Here is a 25,078-nt window from a genome sequence, read left to right as displayed (position 1 = left end):
CTCCGCCGTGTGCTGACATGCTATCGCCCGGATATGCTTCCACCATCGAACTATTAGTGGGAGAGCATGATGACGCACAGCCGACCCGGCACGATCCGCGCGACGCACGGCCGAGCGCGGATCTGGCCGCGCGTCCTCGCCGGGGTGGGCATCGTGCTGATCTGGCTCGTGCTCGCCGGCATCGGTGGCCCCACCTTCGGCAAGCTCAGCAGTGTCAGCGACAACGATCCGGCGGCGTTCCTGCCCTCCAGCGCTGAGGCGACGGAGGCCAGGGAGGCGCAGGGGGAGTTCCTCGGGACCGACAGCATCCCCGCCATCGTCGTGGTGAGCGCACACGGCGCGCTCGACGACGCCGACAGGGACGCGCTGACGCGCTTCGCCGCGGCGGCGGAACGGGTGGACGGCGTCGATGGAGCCGTCGTCGGGCCCGTGCCGTCCGCGGACGGGCTCGCGGCCCAGTTCATCGTGCCCATCGGGTCCGACGAGACGATCAAGACGGTGGTCGCGGAGCTCCGTGCAGCCCTCGCCGAGGCGGTCGAGGGCACCGCGCTCACCGGTCACGTCACCGGAGGCGCGGGGTTCAGTGCCGACCTGTCGGACGCGTTCGGCGGAATCGACGGGATTCTTCTCGCGGTCGCTCTCGGCGCCGTCTTCGTCATCCTGCTGCTGGTGTATCGCTCCGTGATCCTGCCGTTCGCGGTGCTGTTGACCAGCGTCTTCGCACTCTGCGCCGCGATCCTCGTCGTCTACCTGCTCGCCGCCGCGGACGTGATCGCCCTGAACGGGCAGAGCCAGGGGATCCTGTCGATCCTCGTCATCGGGGCGACGACCGACTACGCCCTCCTATTCGTCTCTCGCTTCAGGGATGAGATCGCCGAGGGCAGCGACAGGTCGGCCGCGATCCGGGGCGCGTGGAGGGGCGCGGTCGAGCCGATCGTGGCCTCGGGCGCCACCGTCGCGGTGGCCCTGCTGTGCCTGCTGTTCTCGGACCTGTCCTCCAACCGGGCGCTCGGACCGATCGGCGCCGCGGGCATTGTGTGCGCTGTCCTGGCCGCCCTCAGCTTCCTCCCCGCCGTTCTGTTCCTCCTCGGGAGGGTCGCGTTCTGGCCCGTCGGCCCGCGCACGACCGGTGAGAACGCGGCCGTCACCGTCGAGACCGGGCTCGAGGGCCAGCGTGGCCTGTGGCGCCGGGTCGGAACTGTGGTCTCCCGGCGTCCGCGGGTCGTCTGGGTGAGCTGCGTCCTCCTGCTGGCGGTCGCGTGCCTCGGTCTCGGGCAGCTGCGCGCGGATGGCGTCCCGCAGAGCGAGCTGGTGCTCGGCGGCTCGGACGCGGCGGCGGGCGAGACGATGCTCGGCGAGCACTTCGACGCCGGGGCGGGGAGCCCCGTGTACATCGTCGTCGACGAGTCGAGCGCGGACGAGGTGTCCGCGGCGGTCGCCGATCAGCCGGACATCTCGACCGTGACGGCCATCGCCGACGGGGGAGGGCCCGCGGTCGGCGGGCAGCCGCCGCTCGTCGTCGACGGCAGGGTTCTGCTGTCGGCCACGCTCACCGTGGAGCCCGACTCCGAGCGGGCGGAGGAGCAGATCGTCCAGATCCGCGACGCCGTGCACGCGATCCAGCCGGACACCGTCGTCGGCGGCAGCACGGCGATCGCGTACGACACGAACGTCACCGCCCAGCGCGACCTGGTCACGATCATCCCGATCGTGCTCGTCGTGATCCTGGTGATCCTCATGCTGTTGCTGCGGTCGGTGGTGGCGCCGGTTCTGCTGATGGCGACGGTCGTGCTCTCCTACGCCGCGACGATGGGAGTCTCGGCGATCGTCTTCACCAACGTGATCGGCTTCAGTGGCGCCGACGCGACCGTGCCGCTGTTCGGCTTCGTCTTCCTCGTGGCGCTCGGCGTGGACTACAACATCTTCCTGATGACGCGGGTGCGGGAGGAGTCGGCGCTGCACGGCACGAGACCGGGCATCCTGCGGGGGCTGTCCATCACGGGAGGAGTGATCACCTCGGCGGGTCTGGTGCTTGCCGCGACCTTCGCCGCGCTCAGCGTGATCCCGATCATGTTCCTCGTGCAACTCTCGTTCATCGTCGCGTTCGGCGTGCTCCTGGACACGGTGCTCGTGCGCTCGCTGCTCGTCCCCGCGCTCGGCTATGACCTCGGTCGCGTGATCTGGTGGCCGGCGCGGCTCGGCCGCGAGCCGCAACGGCCGCGCGTGCGGTAGCCCTTTGCCGTCCGCGTGACGACCAGACCGGTTCGCTGCGCGACGGAGCGGCCGCCCGAGACGGTGCCGACTCGTCACACGACGCGTCGCCACCGGTGCGAGTGTCCCCGCGGTGGAGCCCGCCGGACGGAAGCTCGGTCTCACGGCTGACACCGGGTGGCTCCGCTGCAGGACGCGGCACACGGCCCCGCGTTCCTACGCTCGGAGCATGTCACAACCCCTCCGCGCCATTGCGCGCGTCGAACAGCTCAGCAAGCACTACGGATCGGAGCAGGCGAGGGTCACCGCGCTCGATGCGGTCACGCTCTCCTTCGCGGCCGGACAGTTCACCGCCGTCATGGGTCCGAGTGGGTCGGGGAAGTCCACGCTCATGCACATCGCCGCGGGGCTGGACTCGGCCAGCTCGGGGCGTGCGTGGATCGGCTCGACCGAGATCACCGGCCTCGGCGACGACGAGCTCACCGTGCTCCGCAGGCGGGAGGTCGGTTTCGTGTTCCAGAGCTTCAACCTCGTGCCGACGCTCGACGTGCGCGGGAACATCCTTCTTCCCTTCGACCTCGACGGCCGGACCCCGACGGCGGCCGAGACGGCGTGGATCGACGAGCTCATCGCGCGCCTGGGCCTCAGGGACCGTACCGCCCACCGCCCCCACGAGCTCAGCGGTGGACAGAAGCAGCGTGTGGCGATCGCTCGCGCGCTGGCCACCCGTCCGACCCTCGTGTTCGCGGACGAGCCCACAGGGGCGCTCGACTCCGCCACGAGCAGGGACGTGCTCCGGCTGCTGCAGGACGCCAGCCGCGACTTCGGGCAGTCGATCGCCATGGTCACCCACGATCCGGTTGCCGCCGCGCACGCCGACCGGGTCCTGTTCCTCGCGGACGGACGTCTGGTGCGCGACAGCGGGCCGGCCAGCGCGGCGGAGCTCAGCGGGATCGTGCTCGGCCTCGAGGACGCGTCGTGAGCTCGAGGACGCTCGCCCGCTCCGAGCTCGCCCGTCGGCCGGGACAGCACCTGCCCAGCCTCCTCGTGACGGCGCTCGGAGCGGCCTTCGGCGCCGCACTGCTGGCGGTGAGCTCGATGATCGGCGACTACGCCGCCACGACGGCGATCGGCGGAAGCGCCGGTGTCGAGCGGATGCTGACGGTGCTGTCCATCCTCTTCCTCGGGATCGCCGTGTTCGTCGCGGGCGTTGTCACGACGAACACCTTCAGCACGATCATCGCCGGCCGGGTGCACGAGATCGCCCTCGCCAGGGTCCTCGGCGCCTCGGCTCGCGATCTCCGCCGTTCCGTCGCGACGGAGGGCGCCGTCGTCGGCCTGCTGGGATCGGTGCTCGGCGTCGGCGTCGGGTGGGCGGTCGCGGCCCTGGTCGGCGTGATCGGCCGGGCCTCCGGCGTCGCGCTCCCCGTTCCCGAGGTGCTTGACCCGGTCCTCGCGGTTCCCCTGGTGGCGAGCGCGCTGACCACCTGGCTGGCCTCGTGGCTCGGCGGTGCGCGGGTCCTGACCGTGACGCCGATGCAGGCACTCGGCAGCGCGGAAGAGGCCCCGTACGACCGCCTGTCCCGGCGGCCGGTGCGCACCGGCCTGGCGGTCCTCGCGGTCGCGGCCGGTGCCGTCGGTCTCGGTGCCGGTGTGATGATGGGCCAGAGCAGCAGCTCGGGGGTGCTCGTCGCTTTCCTCGGCGGGGTGCTCAGCTTCATCGGCGTCATCGGCCTCTCCCGGCTGATCATCCCGCCTGTGCTGCGCGTGATCGGCACGCTGCTCGGCCGAGGTGCGCCCGCCCGGCTGGGGGCGGCCAACGCGATGCGGCACCCGGAGCGCAGCGCCCGGTCCACGGTGGGGATCGTCATCGGCGTCACTCTGATCACGACGTTCGTCGTCGCCGCGTCGACCGCGAGGACCGTGCTGTTCGCCACCACCGCGGGTGCCCCGGAGGAGTACGTCGAGGAGGCGAGCCGGATCATCGACAACGTGACCCTCGTGTTCGCAGGTCTGATCGGCTTCGCCGTGGTCATCGCACTCGTCGGTCTGGTCAACACGCTCACGCTCGGGGTCATGCAGCGCCGGCGTGAGATCGGACTGCTCCGGGCTGTCGGCTTCACCAGGGGGCAGGTTCGCCGCATGATCACGGCGGAAAGTGCACAGGGAGCGATCGCCGCGACGGCCATCGGCGTACTGCTTGGGGTCGTGTACGGCTGGTCGGGCGCGCTGGCGCTGCTCGGCTCGGTGAGCTCCGGCGCGGTCTGGCCGACCGTTCCCCTCGCGTTCGTCGCGGCAGTCGTCGTGGTCACTGCTGCCGTCGCGCTGCTCGCAGCGCTCATCCCCTCGCGCAGGGCGACGAGGGTGACGCCCGTCGCCGCGCTCGCGGTCGATTAGACGACGCTCGGGCGTCGCCGACGAGCACACGGCCGTCGGCGGCGCCCGTGCTCCGGGTCCTGCACACCGTCGTGTCACGGGAAACCCGTGTCATCCCGGCTTGTCTCCAGGAATTCTCGCCGGGTGGTCATAGGCTTGCCGTGTGTGGCCTCTCGATCGAAAGCAGGAGCAGCGTCCGGCCGGTGGCGCTGACCCGACGCTTCGCCCTGCGCCCGAGGCCGCGGATGATCCAGGGAGCGCGCAGATGAGCGAAACGCCAGCAGCCGAGGACGCCGCAGAGACCACCAGGTCCAAATGGCGGGCCGAGTTGTCTGTGGCGGGCGGGCGCTCGCCGCTGCTCCACTTCGTAGACGCCTCCGGGACCCACATCGAACTCAGCACCACCCACCCCGGGGGGCTTCCCCAGTTCATCATGGGGCGGTCGACGCTGCTGTCCAGCCTCATCCGCGACGAGCTGGCCCTGCGTCGGGCGCGCATCGCGGCCGAGCGGATCACCGACAAGGGAATCGAGATGCGCACCGTGCGTGGCATCGAGGCGATCCACCTGGCGGTCGGTCTGGCGACCTGGCGCCACGACGACGTCGAGTACGAGGCTCCTGTCCTGCTCCGGCCGATGGCGATCCGGAGGTACGGCCGCGACTTCGAGCTGAAGCTGCGCGGCAACACGGTCCTCAACCCCGAGCTCGCTCGGGTCATGCAGCAGCAGTTCGGGATCACGCTCGATGCCACGGCGTTCGAGGAGCTCGCCGTCACGACCGGTGACTTCAAGCCGCAGCCGGTGATCGACCGGCTGCGCAGCGTCACGACCCACATCGAGTCCTTCGCCGTGCACCCGAGGCTCGTGGTGTCGTCCTTCGCCGACGTCGGCGCCGCCATGGTGCGCGACCTGGAGGAGCTCGACCACCCGGTGCTCGACGCCCTCGCGGGGGACGAATACGCGCGGCGCACCGTCTCGGGTCTCTTCTCGCCGGTCGACGCGGTGGGACAGGACGAGCGCCCGCCCGCGACCGACACCCTCCTGCTCGACGCGGACACAGAGCAGGAGAACGTCATCGCGCAGATCGAGGCGGGCCAGTCGGTCGTCGTCACGAGCCTGCCGGGGACGGGCGGGACGCAGACGGTCGTCAACGCCCTCGGTGCCCTCGTGGCCCAGCACAGGAGGGTCCTCGTCGTGAGTGCCCGACGAGCCACGCTCGACGGCATCCGCCACCGCCTCGAGCGGGTGGGGGTGCCGGGGATGGCCGCGCAGTCGCTCACCCTCCGGCGCGAGCTGATCCAGGCGATCACCCGCAACGAGAAGGCGCAGGCACCGCGGACGGCGGACATCGACGACGCGCTCGTGCGGCTCAGGCGCGTGCTGCTCGACTACCGGACGTCGCTGCAGCGGACGCATCCGCGCTACCTGGGCTCGGTCATCGACGCCATGGAAGCGCTGACCCGGCTCGGCGCGCTCCCCGAGCCGCCGTTGACCACCGCGCGACTGGATGCGGACGCGCTGGCCGCGCTCGCTGAGCGCAGGGACGAGGCCGCGGCCAAGCTCGCCGCCGCCGCCGCGCTGGGCGAGTTCCAGTACGGCCCGGGCGACTCGCCCTGGTACGGGGCCGACTTCGACGCCACCGCGGACGCCCAGGCGGCCCACGCCCTGGCGAAGAAGCTCAACAGCGTCGAGCTTCCCCGCTTCCTTGAGCGCGCCTACGAGCTCATCGGGCAGACCCGTATGCGGCCGTTCGAGTCGATCGACGAGCTGGGCGTGTACCTGCGGCTCCTCCTCGACATCCGTGACACGCTCGACCGTTTCCTCCCTGCCGTGTTCGACCGCCCCCTCGGCGAGTTGATCGCCGCGACCAGCAATCGCAGGGACGCGCAGGGCATGTCGGCGGTGAACCGCCGTCGGTTGCGCAAGCTGGCACGGGAGTACGTGCGACCCGGCGTCCACGTCGGGGACCTCAACGAGTCGCTCCGCAAGATCCAGCAGCAGCGCACGCTGTGGCAGCGCTACGTCTCCGCCGGGGTCGCCCCGGACGTCCCGCTCGGCATCAACGATGTGCAGGTCGCCTACCAGAAGATCGCGGCGGACCTCACCGCCCTGGACCGTCCCCTCGGACGCGCCAGGGACGAGGCGCTCACAGCGGTGCCGATCAACGAGCTGGTCCGGGTGATGGCCGGTCTGGCCGCCGACTCGACGGTGATGGACAACCTGCAGGAGCGCACCACCCTCATCACCCAGCTGCGCGAGCTCGGGCTCGACCCGCTCATCAACGACCTGTCGGTCCGCCACGTGCCCGAGCGCCGGGTGGCGAGCGAGCTGGAGCTGGCCTGGTGGCAGTCGGTCCTCGAGCGCATGCTCGCCGAGGACAAGGCCCTGCTGGGGGCCAACACCAGCGTGATCGACCGGCTCGAGTCGGACTTCCGGCTCGTCGACGACGCGCACGCGGCCGCCTCAGGGGCGGTCCTCGCCGCGAGCCTCGCCGACGCCTGGAAGGTCGGTCTGGTCGACTGGCCGGGGGAGGCCTCGGCGCTCAAGCAGCTGCTGCGCGGCGACCGGGTCACCGCAGAGACCGTCCACCGCGTCGCCCCCCACCTGTTCCGCACCCTGTCGCCCGTCTGGATGAGCTCGCCGTACGAGGTCGCGCAGCTGCCCGAGGACATCGTGTTCGACACGGTGATCCTCGTCGACGCGGGGGCGACGACGCTCGCGGAGAACGCTGGTGCGATCCGCAGAGCGAAGCAGGTCGTCGCCGTCGGTGACCCGGTGACGCAGAGCCCGACGCCGTTCCGGACGGCGATCGGGACGTCGGCGGAGCCGCCGCTGCGGGCCGAGCACGCGCAGGCGCTGCACGACCGTTCCGCGATCAACCAGCTGGCGTCGCTGCTGCCGTCACTCACACTGACCCACAGCTATCGTGCCGGTGGCGAGGACCTCGCCGAACTGGTCAACCGTCGGTTCTACGGCGGGGAGATCGAGTCGCTGCCCTGGGCGGGATCCTTCCTCGGCCACGGAAGCCTCACGATCGACTACGTCCCGAACGGCCACGGCATGCCCGACCCAGAGACCGGGGGAGTGGAGAGCGTCGATGCCGAGGTGGAACGGGTCGTCAACCTCGTGCTCGAGCACGCCAGGGAGCGGCCGCGCGAGTCCCTCATGGTGGTGACCGCGAGCAACAAGCACGCGACGCGCGTCCAGCAGGCCGTCCTGGCGGCGTTCTCGACGCACACCGAGCTCGCCGGGTTCCTTCTGCGCGAGCGGGCTGAGCCCTTCGGCGTGTACACCCTGGAGCAGTCCGTCGCCGAGAGCCGGGACCGGGTGATCTTCTCACTCGGTTACGGCGTGACGCCGCACGGGCGCGTCCTGTCCAACTTCGGTGCGCTCGCCGAGCCGGGGGGCGATCGCCTGCTCGCCGTCGGTATGACGCGCGCGCGGCGCTCCATGCGCATCGTCTCGTGCATCAGGCCGGACGACTTCGAGGAGGGGCGGATTCAGCACGGCGTGGCCGCGCTGGCCCAGATCCTTGCACAGTCGGAGCCGCACGAGCCCGCCCCGGCCAACACCGACGACGCCGCGCCGATGATGGTGGACCTGGCCGAGCGGCTCTACACCAGGGGCCTTCAGGTCGAGGTGGGCTATCGGGGGAAGATCGCGCTCGTGGTCGCCGACGACGAGACGGCGGTCGCCATCGAGTCCGACGGCGAGGTCGCCTCGGACACCCTGCGGGAGTCGTTGCGTCTGCGCCCGGGGGTGCTGCGCCGACTCGGATGGCACTACCTCAGGGTGCACAGCTTCGACCTGTTCAGTGACCCGGACGCCGTCGCGGACCGCGTCGTCGAAATCCTCAACCCGGCACCGGTCGAGCCGCTGGCCCCCGTCACCGAGCCCATCGCGGTCATCGCGTCACCGGCGGTCGATACGGAGGGCGTCAGGGACCCCGCCGCGGCCGAGCTCGTCACCACCACTGACGTGGCCGAGGCGATCCAGACCGTTCGCGACACGGGCGTCGATGTGGCCGATCCGTCCGCCCGTGCCGTCGTCGACGACGGTCCCGGGTCGGCCGGGTCGCCCGCGACACCGTTCGACGATGACCGTCCCGCGGGGACGCCGCCCCATTCCGGAGAGGAAGGGGCGACAGACCGCTCCGTCGACACCGGCACGGCGCCGGACCAGGACCGCCATCACGATGGACGGTGAGCGCTCCGGGACTGACGCCGGATCAGGCGCCGACGACGGAACAAACACTGCCGCTGGTTCCGGAAGCGGTGCGGGCACGGATGCCGGCGGCGGGAACGATGTGACGCCGAGCTCCGCTAGTGCTGCGGACTCCTCCGTTGACACCGGCACCGTCGCGGAGGACGTCGGGACCGCGCCGGGCACGCGTCAGCGGGTGACACGCCTCGGGTCGCGGCGCGCCCGACTCGAGCCGGCGCCGGGGAGCGATCCCAGCCCCGAGGTGGCCCGCCGCCGTGACGCGGCGCGCCGGACGACCTCCTCGCCCGAGGACGAGCGCTACCTCAGGGATCTGCCGCCGCACTGGTCCTGACCACGCCGTCCGGGCGGGCAGCCTCGACCTCGCCCCCCGCCCCGGACAGGCCAGCCCGCCCCGGAAACGCGTCATCCGCCGATCCCCGAGGGGAACGGCGGATGACGGCGCGTTCGTGTCGGCCGGGACCCCGGCCGAAACGGTCAGCTCAGTGGCGGGACTCGCGCTTGGTGCCGTCGGCCGACAGCAGGTCACGGATCTCGGCGAGGAGCTCGAGCTCCGTCGGAGCCGCCGCCTCCTCGACCAGGCCCTTCGCCTTCTTGCGGTCCGTCATCTCCTTGAGCTTGTTCAGCGGCAGCACGACGCAGAAGTAGATCACCGCGGCGACAAGCACGAACTGGATGATGGCCGCGATCACGGCGCCGAACTTCAGCGTGGCGTTGCCCGCGGTCAGCGTGATCGTCACGTCAAGCGCGTTCGTCAGGTCGTCCGCGTTGAACAGCGCCCCGATGAGCGGGTTGAACACGCTGTCGACCAGCGCGTTCACCAGCGCGGTGAACGCCGTTCCGACGACGACCGCGACGGCCAGCTCGACCACATTGCCGCGGAGAATGAACTCCTTGAAACCATTAAGCATGGCTATTCCCTCCTGTGGCCCGGTCGACCACCCCTACGACGACGATACTGATGAGGCGCCGGATGAACCAGAGGACGCACCGGAGGGGCCGGAGCTGCGCGAGTCCGTCCGGTAGAAGCCCGATCCGTTGAACGTCACACCGACGGTGCCGTAGACCTTGCGCAGCGGGCCGCCGCAGGACGGGCAGACGGTCAGCGCATCGTCGCTGAACGACTGGTGGACATCGAAGGCATTGCCGCACTGGGCGCAGGCGTAGGAATAGGTGGGCATGGGGACCTTAGAACGGGGAGGGGGCGGAGAACTCGATGATACGCGTCGGCGTGACGACACCGTTCACGCGCTGGTCGTGCACCTCGGACGGTACGGTGTCGACGAACTCCCCATCGAACACGACCGCGTACACCGGCGGGCAGCGCTCCATCGACCCCAGCGTCTTGTCGAAGAAGCCCCGGCCCCAGCCCAGGCGCATGCCGGTGGAGTCCACGGCGGCCGCCGGCACGATGATGAGGTCGACGTCGTTGATGGCGATGGGCCCGAGGATGTTGCCCACGGCCTCCGGCGTGCCGAACAGCCCGATGACCTCCGCGCCGCTCTCGCCGTCGGTCCAGTCGAGCAGCCCGTCCTCCCTCGTGATCGGGAACAGGACCTTCATGCCGTCGGCGATGACGGTGTTGAGGAACGGCCGCGTGTTGGGCTCGTTCTGGCCGGACAGGTAGCAGGCGATGGTGTGCGCGTCGTGGCGTCCGGCGAGCTCGATCAGCCGTGCGGTCAGGCCGCTCTCCGCCGACTCCCTCTCGGACGAGGTCATGGTCCGCCGCCGCTCGCGCAGCTCCGCTCGGATGGCGCGCTTCTGGTGGTCCGCCTGGGTGTCCATGCCCTCAAGCATAGGCACCGCCGCGTCCGTGGGGACGAGGACCGGCCGTTCCTCCGCACCGGACAGTAGAGTGGAAGCATGCCTTCACGTGTCACCAAGTCCGTCATCCCTGCCGCTGGCCTCGGAACCCGTTTCCTGCCCGCGACCAAAGCGCTCCCGAAGGAAATGCTCCCCGTCGTCGACAAGCCGGCGATTCAGTACGTCGTCGAGGAGTCGGTGGACGCCGGCCTCAACGACGTCCTGATGATCCTCGGGCGCAACAAGAACGCGCTGGCCAACCACTTCGACCGTGTGACGGAGCTCGAGCACACGCTCGAGAAGAAGGGCGACACCGCCAAGCTCGACCGCGTCGTCGAGTCCTCCGCCATGGCCGACATCCACTTCCTCCGCCAGGGCGACCCGCTCGGCCTCGGGCACGCGGTGCTGCGGGCCAAGCGTCACGTCGGACACGAGCCGTTCGCGGTTCTCCTCGGCGACGACCTCATCGACGCGCGTGACCCGCTGCTGACCACGATGATCGACGAGCAGGAGTCGCGTGACGCCACCATCGTGGCCCTCATGGAGGTCGACCCCGACAGCATCCACATGTACGGGGCCGCCGCGGTCGAGCCGACCGACAACCCCGACGTCGTCAAGATCACCGGGCTCGTCGAGAAGCCGGCGAAGGAGGACGCCCCGTCCAACCTCGCCGTGATCGGACGGTACGTGCTCAAGCCCGAGGTCTTCGAGATCCTCGAGCGCACGGCTCCGGGCAAGGGCGGGGAGATCCAGCTCACCGACGCTCTGCAGGAGCTCGCGGCCGACGACGCCATCGCCGGGGGCGTGTACGGTGTGATCTTCCGCGGCCGCCGCTACGACACCGGCGACCGCCTCGACTACATCAAGGCCATCGTGCAGCTGGCCAGCGATCGCGAGGACCTCGGCCCCGCGCTGAAGCCGTGGCTGGCAAGCTTCGTCGCGTCGCAGAACGCCGACGAGTGATGATGCGGGGTCTCAGCCGTCCCGTGGCGCGTCGATGATCGACCCGCCGCTCGCGGACGGCCGGGTCTCGATCCGGACGATCAGGGTGCGTGACTCCCGCACCGTCGAGCAGGCGTTGCTGGCCGATCGGGCGTGGCTGCAGCGCTGGGAGGCGTCAAGTCCCGACGGCGCGCGAGCGTTCGACGTCAGGGGCAGCATCCGCTCCCTGCTCCAGCAGGAACGCGCCGGTACCGGTCTGCCGCTCGTGATGCAGGTGGACGGGCGTTTCGCCGGGCAGCTCAACGTCTCGGGCATCACCTACGGCTCGCTCGCGTCGGCGAGCCTGGGCTACTGGGTGACGCGAGCGTCCGCCGGGCAGGGGGTCACCCCGACGGCCGTCGCCCTCGCCACCGACCTCTGTTTCGCGCGGGGCCTGCACCGGATGGAGATCTGCATCCGCCCGGAGAACGCGCCGAGCCTGCGGGTGGTCACCAAGCTCGGCTTCCGCTACGAGGGGCTGCGCCGACGCTACATCCACATCGACGGCGACTGGCGCGACCACTTCGCTTTCGCGCTGGTCTCCGAGGAGGTCGGTGAGGGCGTGCTGCGGCGGTGGCGTGAGGGCAGGGTGCCGCCGGAGAACGCCCGCATCCCCGCGGAGGACATCGCGGCGGCTGCGCGGCCGATCCGGTACTCGCCCTTCGTCTGAGCGGTGCGTCGGGAACAACCGTGTGCGGCGCTGATGGGCGGGGACGCCCGCCGGACCGCCGCCGACACCGAGCGCCGACGCGGAACGCCGACGCGGAACGCCGACGCGGAACGCCGACGCGGAACGCCGACGCCGAACGCCGTCGCGGCCAACACGCCGGGACACACCGCCGCAATGCGGGGCTGAGCGGTCGGCTGCTCCTACCGTTGGACCATGACGAGTCAGATCTGGGGCGGCGGGGTGGTCTTCGCGCTGGTCGTGCTGCTCTGGTTCGTCTGCCTGATCCCCGGACTGCGCCGTCAGCACCAGTACCGGGCGACCGCGCGGAACGCCGAGCGGCTGCAGCGGACCATGCGGGTGCTCGCCGAGGGCGCCGACGGTCCCACCGAGGTGACTGTGGACGCATCACGCGAACAGATCGCCGAGCAGAAGAGAATTCTCCGTGACGCCGAGTTGCGCGAGGGCACCAGCCGTCGGGCCCGCCGGGCTGCTGCAACCGCTGCGTGGCGCGACCGTCGGGCGAGGGCTGCGGCCGCGCGAACGGAGCGGGACCGGACCAAGGACGAGGAGCGCCGTCAGATGCAGGAACGCCAGGCCCAGGAGCGCCTCGATGCCGCGACCGACCCGGTCGTTGCCGCCCGGGTGAGGGCTCGAGACCTCGCTGCGTCGCGCCGTCGTGCCCGCCTGGTCGCCACCGCCCTGCTGCTCGTGAGCTTCCCCCTGATCGGTGCGGGCGTCGCCGCGGTCGCCGGGGGCGCCGGGGCTGGTCTGCTCGTGAGCGGGCTGGTCGTCGCGGTCGCCGCGGCCTCCGCCCTGGCGCGGATGGCCGTCGTCGCGGAGCGCAGCGCGCGCCGCCCGATGGTCGTCGTGGCGACGGACGACGTGGCCGAGGCCGCGACGCTGTACGACCAGGACGAGGGGCGCATCGAAGCCCCCCGCGTGGCCACGCACCGACCGCTCTGGGACAGCGCGCCCCTTCCGGATGCGCTGCAGAGCACCCAGGGCTCGCTCGCCGACGAGACGCTCTCCCGTGTCGAGGCACAGGAGGCGCTCCGCCAGGCCGCGCTCGCGCAGGTCATGGCCGAGATGGCGAGTGCCCGGCAGGCGGACATCGTGCAGGACGCCGCCGCGGTGGAGCGCGCGCGTCGCGAGCGCGCCGAGCGCGATCAGGCCGAGCGGGATGCAGTCGAGCGCGCCGAGGCCGGGCGGGCTGCGGTCGAGGAGAACCCCTTCGCCCAGATGGGACGCGTCGGCGAGTACGACTCCCGCACCGACGTCTCGGACATCCTCCGCCGCCGGCGCAACGCGGGCTAGGTCACGAGCCGGCCCGCCGCCGTGCTAGGCTTGTCGGGTACTCGGGCCTATGGCGCAGTTGGTAGCGCGCTTCGTTCGCAATGAAGAGGTCGGGGGTTCGAATCCCCCTAGGTCCACAACAGATCCCGCTCTCACTCCGGTGAGGGCGGGATTCTTTGTTGCGGGCGGGGCGGTCCGACGATGAGGGTTCGGGTTCGGGTTCGCGGGTGGCTGTGGCATCGGGCCGGGCCGGGCCGGGGCGGATCGGGCTCGCTGGCGGCGGCTTCGCGACCGCACAGCCGACCGCTCAGCTCCGCGTGGACGAGCCGTCCGCGACTGCGCTGAGCGGAGCGAGGAAGGGTGCCACCCGCCGGCGGATCGCCACGTCGAGATCCTCCGTCACGATCTCGCTCCGCCCCCAGTCCTCGATCGTTGCGGCGGCGATCGCCATGAGCGCCCTGGCGACGTCGCCGACCGCATCCGGGGCCAGCAGGGGGGAGTGGAGGCGGGCCAGAGCGACGATCCGCTCGGCGAGCTCCGCGGTCCGCAGGGCCGAGTACGCGCGCAGCTCCGGCGATCCCCCGACGATCCGGGCCCGTGACGCGAAGCGGCGATGGTCCGCACAGTCGTATCGGGCGATCACCAGGAGCGCTCCGACGAGCACCTCGACGAGCTCGCCGTCCGGCGGCGCGGCCAGGTACCGTTCCAGGCGGCGATCGCGTTCATCGTGCTCCTCCCAGAGGAGATCGCGTTTCGCCGGCACGTAGGAGAACAGGGTCGTGCGACTCACCCCCGCGGCGCGGGCGACATCGGCGAGGGACGTGTCGTCATAGCCCCGCTCCGCGAACATCGCCATCGCGAGCTCGCGTAGCTCCGCGTGCGAGGTCTGTGCGGGCCGGCCCGCGCCTGTGGTCGTCATGACGTCCCTGCCCGTCTATTTCTGAACACGGTAAGGTTATTCGACGAACACCGACCGCCCGCATCGTCGCAGGCGTGTCGCCCCCCCCCGCGAAGGAGCCCCATGAAATCCGTCATCGTCACCGGTCCCGACACCGTCGAGTGGGTCGAGACCGACACGCCCACCGTCGGACCCCGCGATGTGCTGCTGAAGGTCAAGGCATGCGGCATCTGCGGATCGGACGCCATGTACACCCACGTCGGCGGGATCCCGCCGCGGCAGGGCGCGACGCCCCTGGGGCACGAGCCTGCCGCCGAAGTGGTCCAGCTCGGACCGGACGCCGTCGGCGTGGAGCTCGGCGACCACGTCGTCATCGACACGATGGCCTTTACCGACGGCTTCCTCGGCTCTGGCGGGGCGCAGGGCGCGCTGAGCGAGTATGTGCTCGTCATCGACAACGAGCCGGGGCGTCAGCTCCGCGTCGTGCCGAAGGACATCCCGTGGGAGGTCGCCGCCCTCAACGAGCCGATGGCGGTCGCGCACCACGCCGTCAACCGCTCCGGCGCGAGCGAGGGCGACCGTGCCGTCGTGTTCGGCGCGGGTCCGGTCGGGCTCGGCGCGGCCATCAGCCTGAAGTCGAAGGGCGTCGCGCACGTCGTCGTCGTCGACATCCAGCCGACGCGGCTCGAGGTGGCGCTCGCCGTCGGTGCGGACGCGGTCATCAACTCCGCCGAGGAGGACGTCATCGCGCGGCTGATCGAGCTCCACGGCGAGGCGGCCGACGGAATCGGACACCGCGGACGCGCGGGAAGCGACGTCTACATCGACGCCGCAGGGGCGCCCGTCGTTGTGCAGACGATCCTCGCGGCGGCCAAGCACCGTGCGGTCCTCACCATCCCCGCGGTGCACAAGCGGCCGGTCGAGGTCGACTTCGGCGCGATCCTGGCCACGGAGATCGACATCAGGACGTCGATGGGCTACCCCACCGAGATCTTCGAGGTGACCGACGCGATCATCGCCAACGCCGACAAGTACGCCCGGATCATCAGCCACCGCTTCCCGTTCGACCAGACACTTGACGCTCTGGAGCTGGCGCGCACGCCCGGAGCCGCCGACAAGGTGGTCGTCGTCTTCGACTGAGGCGGCGAGGGGGGAGCCGCTGGCGGGCAGCGGTGACGGGGCGCGGCGACGAGGACATCGCCGCGCCCCGTTGCTCGCCGACGGGACGGAGTGCGAGGCGCCGTGCCCGCGCCGGTCAGCCGTCGGCCCTGGTGACGCCGAGCGCCTCCGCGATCCGGGCGGCGAGCCTGCGGGCGGTCAGCCCGAAGTGCTCGACCACCTCGGTGGGTGCTCCCGACTCGCCGTAGCGGTCCTCCACGCCGAGACGGAGCAGCCGAGTGGGGCGATGCTCCGACAGGGTCTCGGCGACCAGCCCGCCGAACCCCCCGGCGATCTGCGCCTCCTCGGCGGACACGACGAAGCCGGTCCTCGCCGCGCTCGACACCAGCAGATCGGCATCGAACGGCTTGATCGTGGCGAAGTGCAGCACCTCGGCGTCGATGCCGTGGGAGGCCAAAGCCTCCGCAGCCGCGAGCAGCTGCCAGGTCATCGTGCCGGTGCCGGCGAGTGTGACGTCCGAACCCGCGCGCAGGACCCGCCCCTTGCCGAGCACGAACGGGTCCTCCGGCGTGGTGAACACGGGCGTCGCGTCCCTGGCCAGGCGCAGGTAGCAGGGGCGGGGGTCGGCGGCGAGCGCGATCGTCGCCTTCTCCGCCTCGACGCTGTCGGCCGGGGCAACGACGACCATGTTCGGCATGACGCGCATCAGGGCGATGTCCTCGAGCATCTGGTGTGTCGCTCCGTCCGGGCCGACGTTGAGTCCGGCGTGGGAGCCGACCACCTTGACCGGTCGGTCGTTGAGTGCGGCCGTGGTCTTGATCTGCTCCCAGTTGCGGCCGGGGCTGAACGCGGCGTAGCTGCTCGTGAACGGCACCGTGCCGGCCGCGGCCATGCCGCTGGCGACGGTGACGAGGTTCTGCTCCGCCACGCCCACCTCGAAGAAGCGCGTGGGGAACGCGTCGCGGAAGTGGTGCATCTGGGTGCTCTCGACGAGGTCGGCGCAGAGTGCGACGACGCGGTCGTTGCGACGTCCCGCCTCGAGGAGACCGCGGCCGAAGCCCATGCGGATCGGTTCGGTCGGCAGCGGTGGGGCGCTCGGGGCTCGGTCTGCGGCGGTCATCGGGTTTCTCCTTCGGCGGTGAGGGCGGCGACGGCGATGTCCGCCTGCTCGGACGTGGGGACGCGGCCGTGCCAGGTGTGGTCGTGCTCCATGTAGGGCACTCCGCGGCCGGGAACCGTGCGGGCGAGGATGACGGAGGGCTGGTCGGTCACCCGGCGGCACTCGTCGACGGCCTCGACGATCGCGGCGATGTCGTTCCCGTCGATGTCGACGACGTGCCAGCCGAAGGTGCGCCACTTGCCGGCCAGGTCGCCGAGGGGCATCACGTCCTCGGTGTCGCCGTCGATCTGGATGAAGTTGCGGTCGACGATCCCGATGAGGTTGCCGAGCCGATACTTGGCGGCATACATCGCCGCCTCCCAGATGTTTCCCTCGTTGAGCTCGCCGTCGCCCATCATTACGTACACGACGCGGTCGGGGCGGCCGTCCAGGTCGCGGACGATCTGGGCCCAGCCCGCACCCTGCGAGAGGCCGCTGCCCAGGGGGCCGCTGGTGTTCTCGAGGCCGGGCAGGGCCGTCCGTTCCGGGTGACCCTGCAGTCGGGAGCCGAGACGGCGCAGCGTCATGAGCTCGTCCGTGGGGAAGTAGCCGGTGTGCGCCATCGCCGCATAGAGCACCGGAGCGGTGTGTCCGTTGCTGAGCAGGAAGACGTCCCTGTCCTCCCAGCCGGGCTGCTCGGGACGGTGCCGGAGGGAATGGCCGAACAGGACGGCCAGGAGGTCGGCCATTCCGAGCGGACCGGCGCTGTGGCCGCTGCGGGCGTTCTCGAGCATCTGCACGATGGAGACCCTGATCTCGCGGGCGAGCTCGGCCAGCCGAGCCGTATCGGCGGCGGGGAGAGCGGGGGCGGAGTGGTCATTGTGGTCCGTTTCTCGTCGGGGTCGTCAGGCGTGGGGGAGGCCGAGCAGGTCCAGGGTGGACGCACCGGCCCTGATCTGGGCGCGCATCCGCTCCTCCTTCGCCTCGCGCGCCTCCGCGGAGGCGAGGGCGGCGTCGATCTCGTCGCCGCCGATGCGCACGAGCCCGTCGGCGTCGCCGATGAGGACGTCGCCCGTGCTGACGACGGTGCCGCCGATGGTGACCGGGACGCCGACCTCGCCGCGCTGCACTTTCGTGGTCCGCCGGATGCAGACCCCGCGGGAGAACACGGGGAAGCCCGCCTCGACGATGGTCCGGCTGTCGCGCACCGCCCCGTCGATGACGAGCCCGGCCAGTCCCCTCTGCTGAGCGGCGAGGGTGAGCACGTCGCCCCACGGGCCGGCGTCGACGTAGCCGGCTGCGTCGACGACGAGGACGTCGCCCTCGCCGGCCTCGAGCAGCGCGATGTGGATGAACCAGTTGTCGGCGGGTTCGAGTCGAACGGTGACGGCGCGCCCGGCCATCACGGTGTTGCGGTCGAGCGGCTTCAGCGCGGGGTCGATCGCGCCGCGCTGGCCGTGCGCCTCGTACACCGTGGCGGCGCCGAGCTCGGCGAGCCGGCTGAGGCGGCTGTCTGCGGTCATGGTGGTCATCGTGTCGCTCCTTCATCGGTGTGGTCGGACGGGCGTCCGATGCGGTCGAGAACGCGTCGCATCCGGGCGAGGCCCTCGACGAGGCTGGCGTCGTCGGTGGCGAAGGAGATGCGGACGTGTCCCTCGCCTGAGGGTCCGTATTCGGTCCCGGCTCTCAGCAGGACGCCGCCGTCGGCGAACGCCGCGACGAGCTCGGTCGAGTTGAGTGGTCCGTGCACCAGCGGGAAGGCATAGAAAGCCCCGGTGGGGCGGTTCATCGTGATCGCCTCGTGGTCGCTGAGGTGGCTGAGCACGAGGTCGCGGCGGCGCTGATAGGTGGCGGCGTCGGCGGCGAGGGACTCGGCAGGGGTGTCGAGCGCGACGAGGGCCGCGTCCTGGACGAAGGTGTTCAGCGCTCCGTTGACGGTCCGGTGCACGAGCGCGATCCGTGCTGCGGTCGCCGCCTCCGCGACGACCCAGCCCAGGCGCCACCCGGTCATGGACCAGCTCTTGGAGAACGTCCCGACGGTGATGACCTGGTCGCGGACCGAGTGGAGCGTGAGGGCGGAGATGAACGGGACGCCGTCGAACACGATGGAGCCGTACGCCTCGTCCGACAACAGCAGCAGTCCGGGGTTGACCGTCAGCAGCGCCGCGAGCCCGGTGACCTCGTCGGCGTCGAGCACGTGGCCGGTGGGGTTGGCCGGGTTGCACACGATGATCATGCGGGCCGTCGGCGCGAGCTCCGCGAGACGGTCGAGGTCGAGGGTGCCATCCGTGCGGAGCGGGACGCCGACCGCCTCGGCGCCGACCATGGCGATCTGGTCGGCGTAGAGCGAGTAGGTCGGCTCGGGGAGCAGAACGCGGTCGCCGGCGCTGAGGCAGGCGAGGATCGTGGCGGCCAGCGCGCCGCTCGCGCCGTGGGTGAGGACGATCTCGTTTGCGGTGGTCGGGCGCCGCGAGTCGGCTTCGGTGCGTGCGGCGAGCCGTTCCCTGAGCTCCGGCAGCCCGGTCAGCGGCGCGTAGGTGGTCCGGCCGGCACGGAGCGCGGTGACGGCTGCCTCGACGACGTCGGGGGCTGATCCGCCGTCGGGCTCGCCCATCGCCAAAGAGATGGCACCGGCGGGGACGAGGCCGAGGGTCGCCGGGCGCCGGGAGGCGGCGAGGATTCGATCTGGAAGTGAGAGTGGAATTGTTTTTACAGTCATGATTGTGGTGCGAACCTTCATCGTTAGCAGCGTAGATGGAATGCGACGGGGAGGTGGATCGGTGTTAAAACACTAACTCATTCTTATTTTATCGGGAGTGCCGAGTCACGGGTACAGGCCGCGAAGCCGGTGGGCGTCGGCGACCCGCTCGACCGCCAGCGCCGTCGCCGTGCGGCGGAGCGACCGCCGCGACGACCGCGCCGTCGCCAGCAGACGCTCCCAGGACGCGAGCATCCGATCGCGCAGCCGACGCTCGACGTCGTCCTCCGTCCACCAGTAGGACTGGTTGCCCTGCACCCACTCGAAGTAACTGACCAGGACCCCGCCGGCATTGGCGAGGATGTCCGGCACGACGGTGATGCCTCGAGCCTCGAAGACGGCGTCCGCCTCCGGGGTGGTCGGGCCGTTCGCCCCCTCGACAATGAGTCGGGCGCGCACGCGCGGCGCGTTCTCCGCCGTCAGCACGCCCTCGACCGCCGCAGGGACGAGCACTGTCACCTCCATCTCCAGCAGCTCGCCTCCGGGGAGCGCGTCGGCGAGGGCGAACCCGGCCACGCCGCCGGTCCTGTCCACGTGCTCGCCGAGCGCGGTCACGTCGATGCCGCCGTCGTTGCACACGGCACCGTCCTCGTCGCTGACCGCGATGACCCGGACCCCCGCCTCCGCCAGGAAAGCGGCCAGGCCCCGCCCGACCTTGCCGAAGCCCTGGATCGCGGCCGTCGTCGCACCGCCCCCCAGGCGGAGGTCTCTCAGCGCGGCGAGCACCACGTGGCCGAGGCCGCGGGACGTCGCCGATGCCCGGCCCCGCGACCCGCCCAGCTCGAGGGGCTTGCCCGTGACCACGCCGAGCACGGTGTGGCCCGCACCGACGGAGAAGGTGTCCATCATCCACGCCATCGTGCGTTCGTCGGTACCGATGTCCGGGGCGGGGATGTCACGGTCGGGGCCGATGAATCCGGCGATCTCGCTCGTGTAGCGTCGGGTCACCCGCTCGAGCTCGCCGAGTGTGTGCCCGCGCGGATCGATGGCCACCCCGCCCTTGGCTCCGCCGTACGGCAGGTCGAGCAGCGCCGACTTCCAGGTCATCCACATCGCCAGCGCACGGACCTCGTCGAGGTTGACGGCGGGGCTGAATCTCACCCCTCCCTTCGCCGGGCCGCGGGAGAGGTTGTGCTGGACCCGATAGCCGAGGTAGGTGCGGGTCGTGCCGTCGTCGCAGCGGAGCGGGATGCTGACGGTGAGCTCACGACGCGGTGTGCTGAGCATCTCGTACTCGGCGTCGCCGAGTCCGAGGGTGTCGACGGCCTCCCTCAGCTGGTGCCTGGCGGCGTGAAGCGGCGACGCCCCGCGCGTTTCGGCTGCGACGGCACTCCGGCCGTCGAGGATCTGGCTCATGGTGTCTCCGTTGTCGTTCGTGGCGTGTCGATCGTCGGGGTTCGGCTCGGTCGGCCGCGGCGGGCGGGCGTCGGAACCGCCCGCCCGCCGGGGCTCACTCGATGGGCTTCCCGGCGCGGTCCCTGAGGAACAGTGCCGCGACCCCGGTGCCGACCGCGGTGAGCACGACGTAGTACGCGGGGATCGCCGTGACCGCGGTGGCCGCGATGAGGGCCGTCATCACGAGGGGTCCCGCGCCGCCGAAGATGGCCGTCGAGATGTTGTAGCCGAGGGAGTACGCGGTGCCGCGCACCCGGGTGGGAAACAGCTCGACGAGGGTGACGTTGATGACGGCCGCGTGCCCGGCGAAGGCGGCGGCGAGAAGCATCGCACCGAGGACGGCGAGGCCGAAGCTGCCCTGCGCCATGAGCGCGTAGCAGGGCACCGCGAGCACGGCCGAGGCGACGGCGGAACCGATGAGCACCGCGCGCCGGCCGACGGCGTCGGAGAGCCGGCCCATGAGGGGGATGGACACGAGCATGACGAGCACGGCGAGCGCCGTCACCGCCAGCCCCTCGCCCGGGGCGAAGCCGAGCTCGCGGTTGAGGTAGGAGGGCATGTAGTTGAACAGGATGTAGTAGCCGGAGCTGTTGAGCAGCGCCAGTGCCACCGCGAACAGCACGCGGCGCAGCGTCGCCGGCGTCGTGAAGGTGGCGGTGACCGGGTTCGCGGCGATGTCGCCCTGTTCTTTGGCCTCGAGGAAGGCGAGCGTGTCCTGCAGCGAGCGGCGGATCCAGTAGCCGAGGAAGCCGAGCGGGATCGCGATGAAGAACGGCACGCGCCAGGCCCAGTCCTGCAGCGCGTCCGCCGGAAGCGCGTTGGAGAGCACGACGCCGATGGAGGTTCCGCAGAGCATGGCCAGGTACGAGCCGAACTGCGGCAGCGAGGTGAAGAAGCCGCGCGATCTGTTCGGGGCGTTCTCCGCGACGAAGGAGTAGGCGCTGGCGACCTCGCCACCGGCAGAGAACCCCTGGACGAGCCGCAGGACCAGAAGCAGGATCGGAGCGGCCATGCCGATAGTGGCATATCCGGGCAGGAAGCCGATTCCCGCCGTCGCCACGGTCATGAGGGTGAGCGAGAGCACCAGCGCCGCGCGGCGGCCCTTGCGGTCGGCGAAGGCGCCGATGATCAGGCCGCCGAGGGGGCGGATGAGGAAGGTCAGCGCGAAGATGCCCCAGGTCATGATCAGCCCGGCCGTCGGTGACTCGGGCGGGAAGAAGACCAGGGCGATCGTGCCGGCCAGGAATCCGTAGATGCCGTAGTCGAAGAACTCCACGAAGACGCCGGCTGTGCCGCCGAAGACGACCTTTCGCAGCTGGCGGGGGCTCAGTTGCGGGCCCTGGGCCGTGGTGGTGTGTGTGTCGGTCATGGTGGTCTCTCTTGTCAGGCCGCGGGGGCGGCGTGCGATGCGGAGCAGGAGGGGAACACGGCGCTGGCCTCGAACATGGAGGCGCACCGTTCGGCGAGGGCGCGGAGCTCACGCTCGAAGGCAAGCTGTCCGTCGAGCGAGTCCCTGACGCCGACGGCACGGAGCCGGACGGAGTCTCCGGGGCGCAGCTGGCCGAGCAGGTGGTGGGAGCTTCGCGCGACGACCGCGGGGATCGGGTAGCCGGCGGTCAACGGTCGGCCGCGGAGTAGCGCGATGAGGGAGCCGCTCGGCGGCACCTCGATCGCACCGAGGGGGACGCCGCGGGAGAGGACCTCGTGAGTCGACGTCCGCGGGAACGTCGCGCCGTCCAAGCGGACACCGATGTGGTCGCTCTGGGCCCCGACGTGGAACTCCTCCGATGCGGCGCTCTCGGCGAAGCGAGGGAAATCGTCGGCGTCCGGGCCGGGGAGGACGTCGAGTGTCCAGTCGTTGCCGAGCCGGAGCGGCCGCAGCCCGCTGCGGAACAGCGGCAGGTGCAGGGGGGCGCGGACGCGGCCATCGCGCACCGGGAGGTCGTCACCGTCGTGCAGCTCGTTGACGCAGCCGATGAGGCGGTCAGAGGCGACGCTTCCCAGCTGGGTCTCCGCGACGATGCTGCCGTGCACCCCGAGGTAGGCGCGGATGCCCGCCGTGCCCGGCTCCAGGCGGATCCGCGCGCCGGGCCAGGTGACGATCGGCGTACAGGCCGGCTGCTCGGCACCGTCGAGGAGCAGCCGGCCGACGGCGCCGGTCGCCGCGACGAGCATGCGTTCGTCTGTGACGAACTCGGCGGCGATGAGGGTGGTGATCTCGATGACGGGGGCGTCCGGCGCGTTGCCGACGAGAACGTTCGCGGTCCGCGCGGAGCGCTGGTCGGCCGCGCCGTTGCTCTGCACGCCGAGGTGCGCGTAGCCGTAACGGCCGAGGTCGGTCACCTGCGACCGCCCCGCGGTCGCGACCCGGAGTGTGCTCACGAGATCAGCTCCGCGACGTCGACCGGGGTGAAGGCGGCGAACTCCGCTTCGCTGAGGGGGCTGAACCGCAGGGTGTCTCCCGGGCGGATGGACACGAAGTCGTCTGAGCCCTGACGGATGATCCGGACGGGGGTGCGGCCGATCAGGCGCCACCCTCCGGGCGCCTCGACGGTGTAGATGGTCCCTTGGGTACCGGAGAGCGCGACGGTGCCGGCGGGGATCCGCACCCGGGGCGACGAACGCCGGCGGATCGGCGTCGCGCCGAGCGGCTCGCCGGTGTGCAGCGGGGCCCCGGCGGGAGCCCCGGTGAAGGCAACCGTCCAGTCGGTCGAGGAGTGCCTGTCGATCAGCTGGTCTGCGGTGATGCCGAGCTCGGCGGCGACGTCGTCGAGGTCGGGACCGTTGTCGCCGCCGTACACCATCGGCAGGCGCACGGTGCGGCCGGACGCGAGCGGTGGTTCCTCTGCCGGTGCCGACAGTGCGATGCGCCGGCGCAACTCGTCGCCGTCGCACACCAGGGGGTCGTACTCGACCAGCAGGTCCTCGAACGTCGCCACGACGGCCTCGACGCCGGGAACCCGCTGGGCGCGCAGCGATGCGGCGACGGCCTGCATGAGCGCCCACCTGCGTGCGGGGTCGGGGTGCCGGCGCGACACGAGCAGCGCGGAGTCGCCGTAGCCGCTCATGACCAGCTGTTCCGCCGGATGCGTCGTCACGAGTCGCGTCCGTCGATGGGTCGGTCGTCCCCCGCCGCGGCGGAGCGGGCGAGGACCTCCCTGATCGGGGCGATCTCAACGCCGCCGGCCAGGAGCGCGCTCCGGATCGCGGCGGCCACTGGTGCGGCGTCATCGCCGTCGCCGTGGAGCAGGACCGTCGCGCAGTCGAGAGCGACCTCCGTGCCCTCGACGGAGGTGACGGAGCGCTGCCGGACCATCCTGACCGCCCGCTCGACCAGGGCCGCCCTATCGTGGATGACGGCGCCGGGCTCGCTCCGCGGCACCAGGGAGCCGTCCGCGCGGTATCCGCGGTCGGCCATGGCGGTGATGGCGACGGGCACCCCTGCGCTGCGCGCGAGCTCGGCGAGGACGCCCTCCTGCGTGACGACGGGCAGGGAAGGGTCGACGTCGATGACCGCGTCGAGGACGCCGGCGGCGTAGAGCTCGTCCTCGACGCAGAGGTTGCCAAGTGCCCCGTGCGGCGTCACGTGCTGGACGTCGGTGCCGTGTCGTCGGGTGAACGCGCTGAGGGCGCCGATCTGGTAGAGGGTCTCTGCGCGCACCTCGGCCCGGCTGAGCTGGATGCGCCGGCGGCCGAAGCCGACGACGTCGCGGAAGCCGGGGTGGGCTCCGACGGCGACGCCGCGGTCGACGCAGAGGCCGACGATCCGGTCCATCTCGACGGGGTCTCCCGCGTGGAAGCCGCACGCGACGTTGGCGGAGGACAGCGAGTCCAGCAGCGAGTCGTCCCCGAGGCGGTAGGCGCCGTAGCTTTCGCCCACATCGGCGACCAGGTCGATCGAGATCGTCACGTCGTCCTCCATTGGATGATCATGAAACAAGATTCTGCTTGCACTTGTCTACGCCTCCCGTTGATTGGTGTCAAGCGTGCCAGTTCCCGCGATTCGTCCGTATTTCTCATGTGTTTCCATGTCGTTTCCCTCACTTCAACCCCTGTTTTCCGGTGATAAATACGACGACAGTTGTGTTTTGTTCTCGCATTGCAGTCGCGGGAGGGCCGAGGAACGCCACGGCCGTCGCGTGGACGGCGCGTTAGCCTGTGTCTAGACGAAGCGCGACGAGAGGGCCGGAGTGGCGAGCAAACCCCGCAAGGACGTGGTCAAGAACGATCGGCGTATCCTGCGTGCCGCGGGCGAC

The 25,078-nt window shown here is 71.1% G+C and carries 20 protein-coding genes, 1 tRNA gene and 1 pseudogene; 9 read left to right on the top strand and 13 right to left on the bottom strand.

Going from position 1 to position 25,078, the window contains the following annotated elements; translation table 11 throughout:
* Positions 1-69: 69 nt before the first annotated feature.
* From FM119_RS02965 to FM119_RS02950, 4 genes are all read left to right on the top strand, one after another.
* Positions 70-2,232, top strand: a complete 2,163-nt coding sequence (locus FM119_RS02965) for an MMPL family transporter (protein ID WP_087136221.1) — start codon at positions 70-72, stop codon at positions 2,230-2,232.
* A gap of 208 nt (positions 2,233-2,440) precedes the next feature.
* The gene (locus FM119_RS02960) at positions 2,441-3,193 is read left to right on the top strand and encodes an ABC transporter ATP-binding protein (protein WP_087136206.1); all 753 of its coding nucleotides are present in this window, start codon (positions 2,441-2,443) and stop codon (positions 3,191-3,193) included.
* Positions 3,190-4,608: an FtsX-like permease family protein gene (locus tag FM119_RS02955; RefSeq protein WP_245827223.1), complete on the top strand. Its 1,419-nt coding sequence runs from the start codon at positions 3,190-3,192 to the stop codon at positions 4,606-4,608. Before FM119_RS02960 ends, FM119_RS02955 begins: the two co-directional genes overlap by 4 nt.
* A gap of 244 nt (positions 4,609-4,852) precedes the next feature.
* Positions 4,853-8,791 carry an AAA family ATPase gene (locus tag FM119_RS02950; protein ID WP_179205176.1) on the top strand — a complete coding sequence of 1,313 codons (3,939 nt, stop codon included), beginning with the start codon at positions 4,853-4,855 and terminating at the stop codon, positions 8,789-8,791.
* A gap of 497 nt (positions 8,792-9,288) precedes the next feature.
* Here the strand turns inward: FM119_RS02950 and mscL are convergent, their stop codons facing one another.
* The 3 genes from mscL to FM119_RS02930 are packed head-to-tail and all read right to left on the bottom strand — an operon-like array spanning position 9,289 to position 10,591.
* On the bottom strand, positions 9,289-9,717 hold the full coding sequence (mscL, locus tag FM119_RS02940; RefSeq protein ID WP_087136204.1) for a large conductance mechanosensitive channel protein MscL: 429 nt from the start codon (positions 9,715-9,717) through the stop codon (positions 9,289-9,291).
* A 33-nt stretch (positions 9,718-9,750) separates the two neighbouring features.
* On the bottom strand, positions 9,751-9,987 hold the full coding sequence (locus FM119_RS02935) for an FmdB family zinc ribbon protein (RefSeq protein ID WP_087136203.1): 237 nt from the start codon (positions 9,985-9,987) through the stop codon (positions 9,751-9,753).
* A 7-nt stretch (positions 9,988-9,994) separates the two neighbouring features.
* Positions 9,995-10,591 carry a 5-formyltetrahydrofolate cyclo-ligase gene (locus FM119_RS02930; RefSeq protein WP_087136202.1) on the bottom strand — a complete coding sequence of 199 codons (597 nt, stop codon included), beginning with the start codon at positions 10,589-10,591 and terminating at the stop codon, positions 9,995-9,997.
* A 78-nt stretch (positions 10,592-10,669) separates the two neighbouring features.
* Here FM119_RS02930 and galU point away from each other — a divergent pair, with 78 nt between their 5' ends.
* From galU to FM119_RS02910, 4 genes are all read left to right on the top strand, one after another.
* A complete protein-coding gene (gene galU / locus FM119_RS02925; protein WP_087136201.1) occupies positions 10,670-11,572 on the top strand; it encodes a UTP--glucose-1-phosphate uridylyltransferase GalU in 903 nt (300 codons plus the stop codon).
* A 34-nt stretch (positions 11,573-11,606) separates the two neighbouring features.
* Positions 11,607-12,260: a GNAT family N-acetyltransferase gene (locus FM119_RS02920; protein WP_087136200.1), complete on the top strand. Its 654-nt coding sequence runs from the start codon at positions 11,607-11,609 to the stop codon at positions 12,258-12,260.
* A 213-nt stretch (positions 12,261-12,473) separates the two neighbouring features.
* Positions 12,474-13,574: a hypothetical protein gene (locus tag FM119_RS02915; protein WP_087136199.1), complete on the top strand. Its 1,101-nt coding sequence runs from the start codon at positions 12,474-12,476 to the stop codon at positions 13,572-13,574.
* Between the two features lie 43 nt (positions 13,575-13,617).
* Positions 13,618-13,690 (top strand) — tRNA-Ala (locus FM119_RS02910).
* A gap of 170 nt (positions 13,691-13,860) precedes the next feature.
* Here the strand turns inward: FM119_RS02910 and FM119_RS02905 are convergent.
* Positions 13,861-14,472, bottom strand: coding sequence for a TetR/AcrR family transcriptional regulator (locus FM119_RS02905; RefSeq protein WP_087136198.1), 612 nt, complete (start codon positions 14,470-14,472; stop codon positions 13,861-13,863).
* Positions 14,473-14,574: 102 nt separating this feature from the next.
* Here FM119_RS02905 and FM119_RS02900 point away from each other — a divergent pair, with 102 nt between their 5' ends.
* Positions 14,575-15,591, top strand: a complete 1,017-nt coding sequence (locus tag FM119_RS02900) for a zinc-dependent alcohol dehydrogenase (protein WP_087136197.1) — start codon at positions 14,575-14,577, stop codon at positions 15,589-15,591.
* Between the two features lie 115 nt (positions 15,592-15,706).
* Here the strand turns inward: FM119_RS02900 and FM119_RS02895 are convergent, their stop codons facing one another.
* The 9 genes and pseudogenes from FM119_RS02895 to FM119_RS02855 all read right to left on the bottom strand — a co-directional run bounded on the left by FM119_RS02895 (position 15,707) and on the right by FM119_RS02855 (position 24,732).
* Positions 15,707-16,690 carry a transketolase family protein gene (locus tag FM119_RS02895; protein ID WP_087136196.1) on the bottom strand — a complete coding sequence of 328 codons (984 nt, stop codon included), beginning with the start codon at positions 16,688-16,690 and terminating at the stop codon, positions 15,707-15,709.
* Positions 16,687-17,514, bottom strand: a pseudogene (locus tag FM119_RS02890) (transketolase); the annotation flags it as partial. The gene FM119_RS02895 and the pseudogene FM119_RS02890, both read right to left, overlap by 4 nt.
* A 60-nt stretch (positions 17,515-17,574) precedes the next feature.
* Positions 17,575-18,201, bottom strand: a complete 627-nt coding sequence (locus FM119_RS02885; protein ID WP_087136194.1) for a 4-carboxy-4-hydroxy-2-oxoadipate aldolase/oxaloacetate decarboxylase — start codon at positions 18,199-18,201, stop codon at positions 17,575-17,577.
* Complete coding sequence (locus FM119_RS02880) at positions 18,198-19,388, bottom strand: pyridoxal phosphate-dependent aminotransferase (protein ID WP_179205175.1); 1,191 nt, start codon at positions 19,386-19,388, stop codon at positions 18,198-18,200. The genes FM119_RS02885 and FM119_RS02880 overlap by 4 nt, the downstream gene beginning before the upstream one ends.
* 105 nt (positions 19,389-19,493) lie before the next feature.
* Positions 19,494-20,783: a Glu/Leu/Phe/Val family dehydrogenase gene (locus tag FM119_RS02875; RefSeq protein WP_087136192.1), complete on the bottom strand. Its 1,290-nt coding sequence runs from the start codon at positions 20,781-20,783 to the stop codon at positions 19,494-19,496.
* Between the two features lie 94 nt (positions 20,784-20,877).
* Positions 20,878-22,191, bottom strand: a complete 1,314-nt coding sequence (locus tag FM119_RS02870; protein ID WP_087136191.1) for an MFS transporter — start codon at positions 22,189-22,191, stop codon at positions 20,878-20,880.
* A 14-nt stretch (positions 22,192-22,205) separates the two neighbouring features.
* Complete coding sequence (locus tag FM119_RS02865) at positions 22,206-23,204, bottom strand: 5-oxoprolinase subunit C family protein (protein ID WP_179205174.1); 999 nt, start codon at positions 23,202-23,204, stop codon at positions 22,206-22,208.
* A complete protein-coding gene (locus tag FM119_RS02860) occupies positions 23,201-23,920 on the bottom strand; it encodes a 5-oxoprolinase subunit B family protein (protein ID WP_121657652.1) in 720 nt (239 codons plus the stop codon). Before FM119_RS02860 ends, FM119_RS02865 begins: the two co-directional genes overlap by 4 nt.
* Positions 23,917-24,732 (bottom strand): LamB/YcsF family protein, encoded by an 816-nt coding sequence (locus FM119_RS02855; protein ID WP_245827222.1) that lies wholly within the window; start codon positions 24,730-24,732, stop codon positions 23,917-23,919. Before FM119_RS02855 ends, FM119_RS02860 begins: the two co-directional genes overlap by 4 nt.
* Between the last annotated feature and the right edge of the window lie 346 nt (positions 24,733-25,078).

The organism is Mycetocola reblochoni REB411, from assembly GCF_900163835.1.
Taxonomy (GTDB): domain Bacteria; phylum Actinomycetota; class Actinomycetes; order Actinomycetales; family Microbacteriaceae; genus Mycetocola_B; species Mycetocola_B reblochoni.
Note: the sequence above shows the minus strand (reverse complement) of the source record. Positions and strands in the feature narration are given on the sequence as shown.

Bases quoted from the DNA above. Each gene is read 5' to 3' on its own strand.
- FM119_RS02920 (WP_087136200.1), top strand. From the start codon at position 11,607: ATGATCGACCCGCCGCTCGCGGACGGCCGGGTCTCGATCCGGACGATC.
- FM119_RS02870 (WP_087136191.1), bottom strand. From the start codon at position 22,191: ATGACCGACACACACACCACCACGGCCCAGGGCCCGCAACTGAGCCCC.
- FM119_RS02960 (WP_087136206.1), top strand. From the start codon at position 2,441: ATGTCACAACCCCTCCGCGCCATTGCGCGCGTCGAACAGCTCAGCAAG.
- FM119_RS02965 (WP_087136221.1), top strand. From the start codon at position 70: ATGACGCACAGCCGACCCGGCACGATCCGCGCGACGCACGGCCGAGCG.
- FM119_RS02935 (WP_087136203.1), bottom strand. From the start codon at position 9,987: ATGCCCACCTATTCCTACGCCTGCGCCCAGTGCGGCAATGCCTTCGAT.
- mscL (WP_087136204.1), bottom strand. From the start codon at position 9,717: ATGCTTAATGGTTTCAAGGAGTTCATTCTCCGCGGCAATGTGGTCGAG.
- FM119_RS02915 (WP_087136199.1), top strand. From the start codon at position 12,474: ATGACGAGTCAGATCTGGGGCGGCGGGGTGGTCTTCGCGCTGGTCGTG.
- FM119_RS02950 (WP_179205176.1), top strand. From the start codon at position 4,853: ATGAGCGAAACGCCAGCAGCCGAGGACGCCGCAGAGACCACCAGGTCC.
- FM119_RS02900 (WP_087136197.1), top strand. From the start codon at position 14,575: ATGAAATCCGTCATCGTCACCGGTCCCGACACCGTCGAGTGGGTCGAG.
- FM119_RS02930 (WP_087136202.1), bottom strand. From the start codon at position 10,591: ATGGACACCCAGGCGGACCACCAGAAGCGCGCCATCCGAGCGGAGCTG.
- FM119_RS02895 (WP_087136196.1), bottom strand. From the start codon at position 16,690: ATGACCGCCGCAGACCGAGCCCCGAGCGCCCCACCGCTGCCGACCGAA.
- FM119_RS02905 (WP_087136198.1), bottom strand. From the start codon at position 14,472: ATGACGACCACAGGCGCGGGCCGGCCCGCACAGACCTCGCACGCGGAG.
- FM119_RS02880 (WP_179205175.1), bottom strand. From the start codon at position 19,388: ATGACTGTAAAAACAATTCCACTCTCACTTCCAGATCGAATCCTCGCC.
- galU (WP_087136201.1), top strand. From the start codon at position 10,670: ATGCCTTCACGTGTCACCAAGTCCGTCATCCCTGCCGCTGGCCTCGGA.
- FM119_RS02875 (WP_087136192.1), bottom strand. From the start codon at position 20,783: ATGAGCCAGATCCTCGACGGCCGGAGTGCCGTCGCAGCCGAAACGCGC.
- FM119_RS02885 (WP_087136194.1), bottom strand. From the start codon at position 18,201: ATGACCACCATGACCGCAGACAGCCGCCTCAGCCGGCTCGCCGAGCTC.